The sequence below is a fragment of the Phenylobacterium sp. genome (assembly GCF_031984885.1).
Classification (GTDB): Bacteria; Pseudomonadota; Alphaproteobacteria; order Caulobacterales; family Caulobacteraceae; genus Phenylobacterium.
Genome location: NZ_DAMABV010000001.1, coordinates 374,513 through 387,960, shown reverse-complemented (window position 1 = coordinate 387,960; position 13,448 = coordinate 374,513). Strand labels below are relative to the sequence as shown.

The 13,448-nt window shown below is 70.2% G+C and carries 13 protein-coding genes; 3 read left to right on the top strand and 10 right to left on the bottom strand.

Features of this window, described 5'->3' with window-relative positions; translation table 11 throughout:
• Nucleotides 1-68 precede the first annotated feature (68 nt).
• Entirely contained in the window at nt 69-701 is a 633-nt protein-coding gene (locus RTL41_RS01920) for a glutathione S-transferase (protein WP_312160782.1), read from the top strand.
• Here RTL41_RS01920 and RTL41_RS01915 read toward each other — a convergent pair.
• Nucleotides 698-1,480, bottom strand: coding sequence for an alpha/beta fold hydrolase (locus tag RTL41_RS01915; protein WP_312160779.1), 783 nt, complete (start codon nt 1,478-1,480; stop codon nt 698-700). The two genes, RTL41_RS01920 and RTL41_RS01915, sit on opposite strands and share 4 nt — an antisense overlap.
• 79 nt (nt 1,481-1,559) lie before the next feature.
• On the opposite strand from RTL41_RS01915, the gene RTL41_RS01910 reads away from it, so the two are divergent.
• Nucleotides 1,560-2,573: a hypothetical protein gene (locus tag RTL41_RS01910; RefSeq protein ID WP_312160776.1), complete on the top strand. Its 1,014-nt coding sequence runs from the start codon at nt 1,560-1,562 to the stop codon at nt 2,571-2,573.
• Here RTL41_RS01910 and RTL41_RS01905 read toward each other — a convergent pair.
• The 7 genes from RTL41_RS01905 to RTL41_RS01875 form a co-directional block, all read right to left on the bottom strand.
• Nucleotides 2,556-3,656: an aromatic ring-hydroxylating dioxygenase subunit alpha gene (locus RTL41_RS01905; RefSeq protein WP_312160773.1), complete on the bottom strand. Its 1,101-nt coding sequence runs from the start codon at nt 3,654-3,656 to the stop codon at nt 2,556-2,558. The two genes, RTL41_RS01910 and RTL41_RS01905, sit on opposite strands and share 18 nt — an antisense overlap.
• A gap of 17 nt (nt 3,657-3,673) precedes the next feature.
• Complete coding sequence (locus tag RTL41_RS01900; protein WP_312160770.1) at nt 3,674-5,275, bottom strand: alpha-amylase family glycosyl hydrolase; 1,602 nt, start codon at nt 5,273-5,275, stop codon at nt 3,674-3,676.
• Between the two features lies 1 nt (nt 5,276).
• Nucleotides 5,277-5,888, bottom strand: a complete 612-nt coding sequence (locus tag RTL41_RS01895) for an ATP-dependent Clp protease proteolytic subunit (RefSeq protein ID WP_312160767.1) — start codon at nt 5,886-5,888, stop codon at nt 5,277-5,279.
• Between the two features lie 132 nt (nt 5,889-6,020).
• Nucleotides 6,021-7,067, bottom strand: coding sequence for a hypothetical protein (locus RTL41_RS01890; protein ID WP_312160765.1), 1,047 nt, complete (start codon nt 7,065-7,067; stop codon nt 6,021-6,023).
• An 85-nt stretch (nt 7,068-7,152) separates the two neighbouring features.
• Nucleotides 7,153-8,628 carry a M20 family peptidase gene (locus RTL41_RS01885; protein ID WP_312160763.1) on the bottom strand — a complete coding sequence of 492 codons (1,476 nt, stop codon included), beginning with the start codon at nt 8,626-8,628 and terminating at the stop codon, nt 7,153-7,155.
• A 91-nt stretch (nt 8,629-8,719) separates the two neighbouring features.
• Nucleotides 8,720-9,475, bottom strand: coding sequence for a sulfite exporter TauE/SafE family protein (locus tag RTL41_RS01880; RefSeq protein ID WP_312160762.1), 756 nt, complete (start codon nt 9,473-9,475; stop codon nt 8,720-8,722).
• A 76-nt stretch (nt 9,476-9,551) separates the two neighbouring features.
• Nucleotides 9,552-10,514, bottom strand: a complete 963-nt coding sequence (locus tag RTL41_RS01875) for an alpha/beta hydrolase (protein ID WP_312160760.1) — start codon at nt 10,512-10,514, stop codon at nt 9,552-9,554.
• Between the two features lie 89 nt (nt 10,515-10,603).
• On the opposite strand from RTL41_RS01875, the gene RTL41_RS01870 reads away from it, so the two are divergent.
• A complete protein-coding gene (locus tag RTL41_RS01870) occupies nt 10,604-11,368 on the top strand; it encodes an SDR family oxidoreductase (RefSeq protein ID WP_312160758.1) in 765 nt (254 codons plus the stop codon).
• Between the two features lie 15 nt (nt 11,369-11,383).
• Here RTL41_RS01870 and RTL41_RS01865 read toward each other — a convergent pair whose 3' ends face one another.
• A complete protein-coding gene (locus tag RTL41_RS01865; RefSeq protein WP_312160757.1) occupies nt 11,384-12,157 on the bottom strand; it encodes a hypothetical protein in 774 nt (257 codons plus the stop codon).
• Between the two features lie 89 nt (nt 12,158-12,246).
• Nucleotides 12,247-13,419 (bottom strand): aminotransferase, encoded by a 1,173-nt coding sequence (locus tag RTL41_RS01860; RefSeq protein WP_312160754.1) that lies wholly within the window; start codon nt 13,417-13,419, stop codon nt 12,247-12,249.
• Nucleotides 13,420-13,448: the final 29 nt, after the last annotated feature.

The window sequence follows — 13,448 nt, the reverse complement described above, 5'->3', positions numbered from 1 at the left end:
TATAGGGCAAGCTTGCCGGTCGTCACGCCCGCCTGTACGCCGTAAGAAAACAACCAGGGAAGCGCGCCATGATCGTCGTCCATCACCTCAACGACTCGCGCTCGCAGCGCATCCTCTGGCTGCTGGAGGAGCTCGAGCTCCCCTACGAGATCAAGCCCTATTTCCGCGACGCGGCCACCCGCCTGGCGCCGCCCGAGCTGACCGCGGTCCATCCGCTGGGCAAGTCGCCGGTGGTCACCGAGGACGGCGTCACGGTCATCGAGTCCGGCGCGATCATCGACTACGTCCTGCGCCACCATGGCGCCGGCCGCCTGGCGCCGCCGGTCGGCACGCCGGAGTACGAGGCGCACCAGCAGTGGCTGCACTATGCCGAGGGCTCGGCCATGCTGCCGCTGATGCTGAACATGTACGTCGCCCGGCTGGGCGAAGCGGGCGCCCCGCTGCAGCCGCGCATCGAAGGCGAGATGGCCAACCATCTCGGCTATCTGGACCGCGCGCTGGCGGGGCGCGACTACCTGATGGGCCAGGACCTGACCGCCGCCGACATCCAGATGAGCTTCGTCGGCGAGGTGGCCGGCGCCTTCGGGCGCTTCGAGACCTATCCGAACATCGCCGCCTGGGTGCGGCGCTTCCAGGCCCGCCCAGCCTATCGCGAGGCGCTGGAGAAGGGCGGGCCCTACAACCTCGGCCCCAAGAGTTAGCGCGCCCAGGGGTCGTCCAGCACCCCGTCGATGAAGTCGAACACCGCCGCCTTGGTCAGGGCGTGCGGAATGGCCGAGAAGTGGTCGCAGCCCGGGACGACGACGCCCCGGCCGTCGGCGAACGCCTGGGCCAGGAGCTCGGGGTCGCCGTTGGTCTCCCGCTGGCCGGCCACGACCAGCACCGGCATCGGCAGGGATGCGAAGCCGTCGGTGTCGAGCGGCGGGTTCACGGCGCGGACGAACGCGGCCAGGGCCAGGCGATCCTCGCCCTGTTCGTCGGCGAACTGGCGGAAGCTCTTGAGGAACGGTTCGGTGATGGTCTCCGGATCGTCGGCCAGCATGGCCTGGGCCATCACCTCGCCCCGGTCCGAGGGGCGCTCGGTCAGCATCTTGTCGCCGACCCCGCCCAGGACCAGGTTCGAGAACCGGTGCGGCGCGGCCAGGGCCGCGGCGGCCGCCACCCGTGCGCCCATGGAATAGCCGAACAGGTCGACGCGGTTGACGCCCAGGTGGTCCATCAGCTCGACGACGTCACGGGCCAGGTTCTCGCGCAGATAGGCCTCGGGGGCGTGCGCCTTGCCGCTGGCGCCGTGGCCGCGCTGGTCCAGGGCGATGACCCGGAAGCGGCGGCGCTCCAGCGCCGCATACCAGCCGGTGCGCTTCCAGCCTTCGGCCCGGTTCGAGGTGAAGCCGTGGACCAAGAGGATGGCGCGCTCATAGTCCTGGGGCGCGATGTCGTCGTAGCTGATCGTGAAGCCGTCGCTGGTTTTGAAGTCCATGATTTCCTTAAGGGAATAATTATCGAACGCAGATATTCCGTAGAATCACAAAGGGCGGAAAGCCGTAAGGGGGAAGAAAATGGACGCTCAAGGCGGGCCAACGACCATCATCGCGACGATGAGCCGGGTCGACCGCGCGACCAAGAAAGCCCTGCGCGAGCGCGAGCGCAAGGAGCGTTCGACCGCCCGGCGCAGCGCGGCGCCCGAGCTGGCGGCGCGCTACGCGGCCCTGTTCGAACAGATGACCCGCGCCCACTGCGTGAAGTACGAGCGCCGCGACTGGGTCAAGATCGCCGAGGTCGGGCCGGTCGAACCGGCCGTGCGGGCCCATGCTCTGGAGAAGAAGGCCCGCCGCGCCCTGGCCAACTATCGGCCGGGCATCATCGATGGCCTGTTCGGCCTGCAGCAGGATCGCCGCCGCGCCCTGGCGGCCAAGGTGCTGGAGGCGGCCAAGAAGGACGCCGAGCTCTACGGCATGGCCCGGCGAAACGCCGACCTGCACAATCTCGACATCAGCCTCGCGGCGGCGATGACGGCGCTGGACTACGGCGCCATCGAGACCGCCTTGCAGGCCCACCTGCCGATCCCGGCCCTGCAGCCGATCCTGGAGGGCTTGGCGGTGGCCATGCCCGGCCCCGGCCGGCTGGTGGTCCATATCGACATGCTGGAGCTGGACGCGCTGCCCGACGAGAGCGTCGAGCTCAACGACGCCGGCCGCAGCGTGCACGCCCTGATCACCCCGACCGCCCGCCACGAATTGCAACTGGCCTATGTCTGTTCGGCGGCGTTGCGGGTCGGGCTGGAGGTGATGACGGTGGTGCCGATCGATCGGATCGACATCCTCGTCCGCTGCTTCCTGCCCGCGGCGAAGGCGCGGGGCGAGGCCGAGCAATACCCGATCGCGCACCTGCGCCTGACGCACGAGCAGCTCAAGGCGATGGACCTGCGCCGCATGGAGCCGGTCTCGACCTTCACCGCGCTGGGCGGACGGCTCGACTGGGACGTCGGGCGCGGCTTTGCGCCCATCGCCATCGAAGACCTGAAGCTGAGCGGGCCCGCCGCCCCGCCCGAGCGCCTAGCTGCGCCAGCGTAGGGTCGCGGCCTCGATCGGGTTCTCGAACGGCCGGCCGGCCTTGCGGCTGGCGGTCCATTCGCGCTTGAGCTGCTGATACCACTTGGCCTGGCGGTCGGCGTCGTCGATCCAGAGCAGCGAGGGATCGTAGCGCAGGCCCTCGTTCTGCAGGTTCACCATGTCGCCGTCCTGGCGCAGGAACGCCCGCGCGCCGGCGGCGATGAAGGGCTTGAGCACCAGGAAGGCCGGGTGGTCGGACCAGACGATCTGGGTGATCCTGGTCCTGGCTTCGTTGATCGGCGTCAGGCAGGTCAGCGACAGCACCTGGCGCTTGCCGACGGTGACGTGCTCCCAGCGCAGGCCCGGAATGCGGAAGGTGATCTCGGTCAGCGGTTCGCCGCCCAGGATCGCATAGGCGCGGCTGTTCTTGCTGGGCTCGTGGCGGACCATGGCGAAGCCCTGCTCGCGCGGCTCGAACCTCTTGGCCTTTTCGTGCTGGCTCTTGGCCGAGCGCCACCACCACTGCTGGTGAACATAGGGGCCGTGCGCGGGGTCCATCAGCCCGACGACCGCGTGGTCGATATGGGCGTCGAAGTCCATGCGGTCGACCAGCTTGGGCCCGCCGCCGACCACGCCGGGGAACACCGGCGGCGGCTCGGACGGCTCGCCGGTGAAGCGCGGGTCCGCACTGATCCAGACGAACACCAGGCCCTGGCTCTCGGCGGCCGGGTAGTTGCGCACGCGGATGCGGCCGACGTCCATCGCCTGGTCGTCGACCAGCGAGGGGATGGCCGCGCAGGCGCCGTCGGTCCGAAACCGCCAGCCGTGATAGGGGCATTCGACGCTCTCGGCGCCGTCGGCCTCGCGGGTCAGCTTGCCGGCCGACAGCGGGGCGGCGCGGTGCGGGCAGATGTCCTTGAGCGCATAGACCTTTCCGGCCCGGTCCCGGCCGAGCAGGATCGGTTCGCCGAGGATCTCGTAGCGTTGCAGCTTCCCGGGCTTCAGGTCGCTCGCCAGGGCGGCGAAGTACCAGATGTCGTGCAGGAAGCCGTGGCCGAACCTGGTGTCGGCGGTGGGTGTGGTTTTGGTGTCGCCGTCGGGCATGGAGACCTTCTAGCGCGTCATGCGAGCCGCAGGAACCTGGCCGAATGGGCGCCCAGGCGCAGCGCGGCCCCGTCGAGGGTCGCATCGCCCGCGCCCGGCTGCAGGATCTCGGCTCCGGCAAGGCGTTCGTCGCCGAAGATCGCCGGGGCCGGCCCCAGGTTGAAGACGCAGGCGATCTGCTGGCCGCCGGCGCGGCGGATGAAGGCGAGGACCGGTTCGGGGGCGGTGATCATTTCGAGGTCGCCCTCGACCAGGGCCGGCGCGGACCGGCGCAGGGCCAGCAGCGCGCGGGAGAAGGCCAGGGTCGAATCGGCCGCCGCCTCCTGCGCCGCCACCGAGCGGCCCGCATGCTCGACCGCCAGTGGCAGCCAGGGCCTTGCGCCCGAGAAGCCCATGTTCGGCCCCTCGGTCCAGGGCATCGGCGTGCGCGAGCCGTCGCGGCCCTTGGCGATCGGCCAGTAGAGGTCGCCCACCGGATCGCGGATCTCCTCGCGGGTCAGGCTCTGGGCCTCGGGCAGGCCGAGCTCCTCGCCCTGATAGAGCAGCACCGTGCCCTTCAGGGTCAGCAGCAGGGCCAGCATCAGCCGCGCGATCGCCTCGCCGCCGCCGAAGCGGGTGGCGGTGCGCGCGATGTCGTGGTTGCAGAACGAGATGCAGGGCCAGTGGCCGGGGAAGCGGCCCAGGGTCTCGTAATGGTCGCGGAAGATGTCGGGCGACAGCCGCCGGGCGTGCAGCAGCACGAAGGTGTAGGCCGAGTGCAGGCCCTCATCGGGCGTGCAGTAGGCCCCGCAGCGTTCCTCCTCTTCCGAGAACTCGCCGAACACGAAGCGGTCGTCGAAGGCGTCCACCCGCCGGCGGATCTCGTCCAGCAGCGGGATGTTCTCGGGCAGGTTGGAGTCGTGCAGGTGCTGCTGCATCTCGCTGGCGTGCGCCCAGTGGCGGCGGGTGCGCTGCTCGGCCGGAACCGCCGGGTTGTCGGTCAGGGTGTCGTCGTGGAGGAAGGTGCCGGCGACATCCAGGCGGAAGCCGTCGATCCCCTTGTCCAGCCAGAACTCCAGCACCCGCAGGGCGGCGGCCTTGGCGTCGGGGTGGCGCCAGTTCAGCTTCGGCTGCTGGCGCAGGAACTTGTGGTGATAGTGCTGCCGCCGGGCCGGCTGGTAGGCCCAGGCCGGGCCGCCGAACACCGAGAGCCAGTTGTTGGGCGCGGTCCCGTCGCGGCCGGGCTCGGCCCAGACGTACCAGTCGGCCCTGGGGCCGTCCGCGCCGCCGTCGCGGCTGTCGGCGAACCACGGATGCTCGTCGGAGGTATGGGACAGCACCTCGTCCAGCAGGACCTTCAGGCCCCGCCGGTGCGCCGCGTCGATCAGCGCGGTCAGGTCGTGCAGCGTCCCGTAGTCGGGATGGACGCCTTCATAGTCGGAGATGTCGTAGCCCCAGTCGCGATTGGGCGAGGGGTGGACGGGCGAGAGCCAGACGGCGTCGACGCCCAGGCTCTCGATGTAGTCCAGCTTGGCCAGGACGCCTTGCAGGTCGCCGTGGCCGTCGCCGTCGGAGTCGAAGAAGCTCCGGACATAGACGTGGTAGACGACCGCGCCCTTCCACCAGGGCGCGGCCGACATCCTAAGCCTCGGTGGCGTTGTGGATGATCTTCGAGACCAGGCCGTACTCGACGGCGGCCTCGGCGCTCATCCAGAAGTTCCGCTGGGTGTCCTTGACGATCTTCTCGTAGGTCTGGCCGGTTTCCTTGGCGATCATGCGGTTGACGCGCTCGCGCATCTTCACGATCTCCTCGGCTTCGATCTGGATGTCGCTGGCCTGGCCGCGCACGCCGCCGGCCGGCTGGTGCAGCAGGAAGCGGGTGTTGGGCAGGCAGAAGCGGTTCTCCTTGGCTGCGCCCAGATAGATGTGCGCGCCGGCCGAGGCGACCCAGCCGGTGCCGATCACCTTCACGGTGGGGCCGCAGAAGCGGATCATGTCGTGGATGGTGTCGCCGCTTTCGACGTGGCCGCCGGGGGAGTTGATCACCACCTTGATCGGCTTGTCGCTTTCGGTCGACAGGGCCAGGAGCTGGGCGGTGACCCGCTCGGCCAGGCGCATGTCGATCTCGCCGAACACCAGCACGGTGCGCGACTTGTAGAGCGCGTTCTGCACAGGCCCGGCCGTCATCGGCATGTCGGGCTTGCGGGCGCCGTCTTCGCTGTCGTCGTCTTCGTCCAGGCGCCAGTTACGCATAAGGCAGGTCTCCAATTCAGTTGCACGGAACGTGCGATGCGCAGCGCCGCTTCGCAAGGGCCGGCGCGCCATGTCCGGGCGGATAATGCTCAAGGCGGGCAGGTCTAGGCGGTTTGTCTGACGAAGAGGTTTCTAGCGGACCTTCAGCGCCAGGATGACCAGCAGGGCCGAAATCCCCAGGTGCAGCAGCATGAAGCGCACCAGGACCTGGCTGTTCGACCAGCCGAGCTCCTTGCGGCAATGGTCGTGCAGCGGGAAGCGCACCTTCGAGAGCACCGTCAGGCCGAAGAAGCGCAGCAGCGCCACCTTCACCAGCCCGGTCGCGCCGTTCAGCAGCAGCACCGAACCGACCAGCAGCAGGAACAGCGGGTTGTTGGTGGCGACCACCAGCATGCCGATCAGCAGCCCGATCGGGCGCGAGCCGGCGTCGCCCATCAGCACCTGGCTGGGCGGGGCGTTGTACCAGAGGTAGCCGGCGATGCAGCCGACCATCAGGAAGGCCATGATCGCCCAACTGGCCCCGTCGCGGTTGACCGGGATGTTGAGGTGGGCGGCGACCACCTCGTTGCCGATCACGGCGTAGAGCAGGCCGCCCAGGATCATGATCGCCGTCGCGCTGAGGCTGCCCGAGACGCCGTCGACGCCGTCCGAGCAGTTGGTGGCGTTGATCGACAGCCAGATGATGCCCGCGGCGACCGGGATGGCGATCCACGGGGCCAGGGTGATCGCGTCCTTCCAGCCGGGCAGCCAGATGGTCGCCGGCGCCAGGCCGTGGATGACCATCGCCGCGCCCAGGGCGACGGCGGCGTCCATGATCGCGAGCTGATACTCCGTGAAGCCGCCGCGGCGGTCGTCCAGATAGCCGACGATTAGCGCCGCCAGCATGAACGGCACGGTCAGCAGCGGCTTGGCGGTGAGCGGCACGAAGACCATCGAGGCCAGGCAGAAGATCGTCACGAAGATCAGCCCGGCGCTGACCGGCTTGCCGACGCTCTGGTCGGCGTTGACGGCGAAGGCGCGGCCGCGGTCGGTCGGCAGCATCGACCACAGCCGCGGCAGCAGCGTCCAGGTCAGCAGGGCGCAACTGGCGAAGCCGATCGCCGACAGGAAGAAGAACGAATTGAACAGCCGCAGCGGACCCCAGGCGTCGCCCAGGGTCGTGTAGATCCAGTTCAGCATTCAGGCGGGGTCCGGCGCGGTTGAGCGATCGCGCGGATGTGTCGCAATCCGCGCGCCTTGTCGATGCGGCGAATGCGGCCGCGGCCTAGCTGACGCTGGTGGCGATCAGCCGGGCGTAGAACTGCACGGCCCGGTCCAGGTTCTCGAGGGTCATGTGCTCGTTGGTGCCGTGGATCATCTTGATGGTCTCCATCGAGAACACCATCGGCTGGAAGCGATAGACGTCGGTGGCCACGCCGGTCATGTAGCGGCTGTCGGTGCCGGCGGTGACCAGGCTGGGGGCCACGGGGGCCTTGGCGGTGTCGCCGGCCAGGGCGGCGATCATCTTCCAGGCTTCGGAGGTGGTGGACGACACGGGCGAGGGCTCGTTCGGGTCGCGGCTCCAGGCGAACGTGACCGGCAGGGAGCCGACCGCGGCCTTGGCGCGGGCCATCACCTCGGCCGAGGAATCGCCCGGCGCGATGCGGTAGTTGATCCAGGCGGTGGCGTCCTGGGGCAGCACGTTCTCCTTGGGGCTCCCCTTCAGCATGGTCGGCGCGATGGTCGTGTGCAGCAGCGCCGCGCCCGACGGGGTGGCGGCGGCCTGGCGGATGATCAGCGGCTCGAACAGCCAGCGGTTGGCCATCGCCATGCGGATCAGCGGCGAGCCCTGCGGGGCCAGCGTCTCCATCATCGCGCCGCCGGGACCGTCGAGCTTCATCGGGGCCTGATTCTCGGCGATCCGGGTCACCGCCTTGGCCAGGGTCAGCACGCCGCCGGAATCGGCCGGCGGGGCCGAGGAGTGGCCGCCGACCGCGTCGGCCGTGACCACCAGGGTGGCGTAGCCCTTCTCGGCGATGCCGATCAGCGCCACCTGGCCGCCGGTGAGCGGGTTGTCGGAGATGATCGCCAGGCCCTCGTCGAGCACGAACTGGGCCTTGATCCCGCGGGACTTGAACAGGGCCGCCGCCGCCTGGGCGCCGGTCCCGCCCGCCTCCTCGTCGTGGCCGGCGACGATGATCAGGGTGCGGCGCGGCTTGAAGCCCTGGGCGGCCAGCGCTTCTGCGCCTTCGAACAGCGTGACCAGCGAGCCCTTGTCGTCGATGGCGCCGCGGCCCCAGACCGCGTTCTCGGCGATCACCCCGTCGAAGGGCGGATGCTTCCAGTCGTCCTCGGTGCCCGGCGTCACCGGCACCACGTCCTGGTGGGCCATCAGCACCACCGGCGCCAGGCCGGGGTCCGACCCGGCCCAGGTGTAGACGAGGGTGTGGCCGGCCAGGATCTCGCGGGTCATGGCGGCGTGGGCGGCGGGATAGGTGGTCTGCAGCCAGGCGTGCAGCTTGTCCCACTCGGCCGTCTGGTTCTCGGCCTTGTCCTGGTGGCTGATGGTCTGGAAGCGGATCGCCTGGGCCAGGTGCTCGGCGGCCCTGGTGGTGTCGATCGTCACCGGCGGGGCCAGTTTCACCTGGGAGAGGTCGGCGCCCGCAGGCGGCTTGAAGGTGGCCGTCCGGACCGCGACTATGGCCGCGAGCAGTACGATCAGTCCGACCAGTCCCAGTGCGATCTTGCCGATGAGCTTCATGCGAGCCTCCCGAAAGCGACACGACCATAGGTCGGCGACGTTAGGGAAGAAAAGCCCGGCGTGCACCTGATGGTCTTTTCGTCCCGTGCCGCTAACCCCTGGCGGCGCGCACGAAGAACGCCACGGTCATCGCCACCGACAGGGCGATGGTCGCGCTCCTGACCACCCGCGGATCCAGCCGCCGCCCCAGATGGGCGCCCAGATACCCGCCGACGACCGCGCCGGCGGCCAGCAGCAGCGTCTCGCGCCAACGGACCGCGCCGGCGACCACGAAGCAGAGGACGGCGACGGAATTGGCGGCGCTGACCATCAGGGTGCGCGGCGGGTTGAGCTGTTTGAGATCGACGCCGGCCAGCAGGCTCCAGGCGGCCATCATCATCAGGCCGACGGCGCCGCCGAAGTAGCCGCCATAGACGCCCAGCGCGAACTGGATGGCCAGGATCGGCGCGGCGCCCAGCCGCGCATGCTGCTGGAGCCAGGGGGCGATCCTGGGGCCGAAGGCGAGCGCCAGCGTCGCGGCCAGCAGCAGCCAGGGCAGGATGACGTCGAAGGTGGAGGAGGGCGTCCAGAGCAGCAGCAGGCTGCCCGCCAGGCCCCCGACCAGGGTGACGATCAGCATCGGCCGGATCGGGACGCCGCAGACCTCGGCCAGGCCCTGGCGGTAGACCCAGGCGCTGGCCAGGCCGCCGGGATAGAGCGCCACGGTGCTGGAGGCGTTCGCCGCCACCGACGGCACGCCCGCCGCGATCAGGGCCGGCAGGGTGACGAACGAGCCGCCGCCGGCCAGGGCGTTCATCGCGCCGGCCGCCAGCCCCGCGCCGGCCAGCAGGAGGAGATGCTCGGTCATGCGGCGCAGCTTACGCGCTCTGGCGCGGGCGAGAATCCGGCATCCCCGGCGCCAGCCTTCGCGCGCCGCGAAGGGTTCAGAGCGACGTCAGCCAGGGCAGCAGCCGGTCGTTGACCTCCTGTGGCCGCTCCTGCTGGGTCCAGTGCCCGCAGCCGGGCAGGATGTCGGCGCCGCGCAGGTCGGGCATCTCCGCGCCCATGATCGCCAGCAGGTCGCCCTTGCCCAGCATCGACAGCACCAGGTCGCGCTCGCCGCCGACGAACAGCGAGGGCTGCTCGATCTTGCGGCCCTCGAACTGGCGCAGGTACTCGAAATCGCGCCGGTGGTTGCGGTAGCGGTTGATCGGGCCGCGGAACCCCGAGCGTTCGAACTCGGCCACGTAGTAGTCGAGGTCGGCGTCGGTCAGCCAGGCGGGGAAGGGATCGGGATCGACCAGCCCCTCCAGCAGGCTCTGGCCGTGGGTCTTGTTCGGCCAGGTCCCGTCCGGAGCATCGCCGCTGATCGCGTAGTAGAACCGGCGCAGGCCCCCGCGGACGTCGGCCTCCAGCTCGGCCTCGGCCGGGCCGACGTTCTGGAACCAGGCCTGGTAGAAGAACTTGCCGCGGCTGGTGAAGACGCTCTCGATCATGTCGCTGAACGGCCGCTTGGGCACGCCGGTATAGGGCACCGAAAGGCCGGCCACCGCCCGCACGCGGTCGGGGCGGACCAGGGCGGTGTTCCAGACGATCGGGGCGCCCCAGTCGTGGCCGACCAGCACGGCCGGCGCCTCGGGGCTCAGCGCCTCGATCACCCCGGCCACGTCGCCGATCATGTGCTCCATGTCGTAGGCTTCGATGGCCTGCGGGCGCGAGGAGCCGCCATAGCCGCGCACGTCGATGGCGCAGGCGGTGAATCCGGCCCGCGCGATCGGACCCATCTGGTGGCGCCAGCTATACCAGCTCTCGGGAAAGCCGTGGACCATGACCACCAGCGGCCCCTGGCCCTCGACGGCGGCGCGGAGGGTGACCTCCGGCAGCGCGATCTCACGAAACTCCGGCATGCTGGCTGCTCCCCGAACCGCTTGACCCGACGTCGCCCGGCGCCGCAAATGGCGACGACAAAATCAAACACGTGTTTGGAGGGAACGCCATGGGCGAACTGTTCGACCTGACCGGCAAGGTCGCCGTCATCACCGGATCCTCGCGCGGGATCGGCAAGGCGATCGCCGAGCGGATGGCCGAGCACGGCGCCAAGGTGACGATCTCCTCGCGCAAGGCCGGCCCCTGCGAGGAAGTGGCCGCCGAGATCAACGCCAGGCATCCGGGCGCGGCCATCGCCGTGCCGGCCAACATCTCGTCCAAGGAAGACCTGCAGCGGCTGGTCGACGAGACCCGCAAGGCGTTCGGCAAGATCGACATCCTGGTCTGCAACGCCGCCTCGAACCCCTATTACGGCCCGATGAGCGGGATCGCGGACGACCAGTTCCGCAAGATCCTCGAGAACAACGTCATCGCCAACAACTGGCTGATCAACATGGTCGCGCCGGAGATGCGCGAGCGCAAGGACGGCTCGATCGTGATCATCTCGTCGATCGGCGGCCTGCGCGGCACCTCGGTGATCGGCGCCTATGCGATCTCCAAGGCCGCCGACATGCAACTGGCCCGCAACCTTGCCCAGGAGCTGTCGCCCGACAACATCCGCGTCAACTGCATCGCGCCGGGCCTGGTGAAGACCGACTTCGCCAAGGCGCTGTGGGACACCCCGGAGGGCGAGAAGCGCGCCTCGTCCGGCACGCCGCTGCGCCGCCTGGGCGAACCCGACGACATCGCCGGCGGCGCGGTGTTCCTGGCCTCCAAGGCCGGGTCGTGGATGACCGGCCAGACGGTGGTCATCGACGGCGGCTCGACCTCCTAGAGCCGCCCGCCCGCGCTAGTAGCGGCCCGGCGGCTGAGCGTAGGGCTGCGGCTGGCCCTGGCCAGGCGCGTACTGCGGCTGCGGCGCGTATTGTTGCTGGGGGGCGTACTGCTGCTGCCCCGGATAGGGCTGGGCGGAGTAGCCCTGGTCCTGGACCGGCGGCTGGTACTGGGGCTGGTATTGGGGCTGCGGCGCCTGCGCGTAGTAGCCCTGGTCCTGCTGGGGCTGCGCATAATAGCCCTGGTCGTAATAGCCCTGCTGCTGCGGATAGCCGCCCTGCGCGCCGTCGCAGCACGGGGCCGCATAGGAGCGATAGGTCCGCCGGTATTCGTAATAGGTGACCGGCTGCGGGCCGCCGTAGGCGTAGGTCGGATGTCCGTCGGTATAGGCGGCCTGATAGGCTCCGCCGTAGGGAACCCCGTAGGGCGGATAGGCGCCGGCGCGCGCCGCCAGGGCCGCGGTGCCGCAGGCGGCCGAGCGCGATCCCGCCACCCCGCCGATGATCGAGCCCACGAACGCGCCCAGGCCCGCGCCTTCGGCGACGACCCCGGCGCCGGCCGCCGCGCCGCCGGCCAGGCCGCCCGCGACCAGGCCGACGATGCCCCAGCCCAGGGCTCGCTGGGCGGCGGTGCGCGCGCAGGGATCGGCCGGACCGACGCGCACGTATCCCGCCGACGCCGGAGCGGCGTAGGGATAGTATTGGGCCTGGGCGACGCCGCCCGCCAACACCGCGCCCGCCGTCGCCACAGCGACGCCGACTTTCGCGGCCTTCATCCAACCCAGGTGCATCTCACGTTCCTCTCGAAACCGTCTCGCCCCAGGATAGGCACGGGAACGGCGTTACGGGAACCGCAGACAACCTGCGCGGTACCTGCCGCTCATTCTGAGCGAGAACGTGACAGGTCGCGGGCCTTGGCCAGGCGCCGCACGCCCTCGTCCAGGGTCTCGTCCTGCTTGGCCAGGCACAGGCGCAGGATGGTGGTGACGTGGTCCTCCTCGTAGAGGGCCGAGACCGGGATGCTGGCCACGCCCGCCTCCCTGACCGCGCGCAGGGCGAAGGCCCGGTCCGGCTCGTCGACGCCGGAGGCGGCGAGGTCGATGTTGAGGAAATAGGTGCCCTGGGCCGGCAGGGTCGCGAAGCCTTCGCGCCTCAGCCCCTCGGCCAGCCGGTCGCGCGAGCGCTGCAGCGCCCTGGGCATGGCCTCGAACCAGTCGCCGCTGTTCTCCAGGCCCCAGGCGACCGCGGCCTGCAGGTTGGGGGCGGTGGTGAAGGTCAGGAACTGGTGGGCGCGCGACAGCGCCCGGGTCAGTTCCGGCGCGGCGCAGAGGAAGCCGACCTTCCAGCCGGTGAGGCCGAACATCTTGCCGGCAGAGCCGATCTTCACCGTCCGCTCGCGCATGCCGGGGAAGGCGATCAGCGGCAGGTGCGAGGCCCCGTCGAACACCACCTGCTCCCAGACCTCGTCGCAGACGGCGACGGCGTCGTGGGCGACGCAGAACTCGGCCAGCAGGGCCAGGTCCTCGCGCGGCAGCACCGCGCCGGCCGGGTTGATCGGGTTGTTCAGCACCACGAACCGGGTCTTGGGCCCGAACGCGGCCGCCAGCATGGCGCGGTCGAACCGCCAGTGCGGCGGGCTGAGCTTGACCAGCCGCGGCACGCCGCCGGCGCGGCGGATCAGCGGCAGGTAGGCGTCGTAGAGCGGCTGGAACACCACCACCTCGTCGCCGGGCTGGATGAGGCCGAGGAAGGCCGCGGCCAGCGCCTCGGTCGCCCCGGAGGTGACGGTCACCTCGCTCCTCCAGTCGAGGTCCAGGCCCTGGGTGCGGGCGTAGTGGGCGGCGACGGCGGCGCGCAGGTCGGGCAGGCCGGCCATCGGCGGATACTGGTTGTAGCCGTTGAGCACGGCGTCGGCCGCGTGCTCGCGGATCGCCAGCGGGCCCGGATCGTCGGGGAAGCCCTGGCCAAGATTGATCGCCCCCAGATCGCGGGCCAGGCCCGACATCTCTTCGAAGATGGTGGTCGGCAGGTTCGCGAAGATCGGATTGGCCATGGATGTTGCCTAGCACAGCTCAAGGCGTG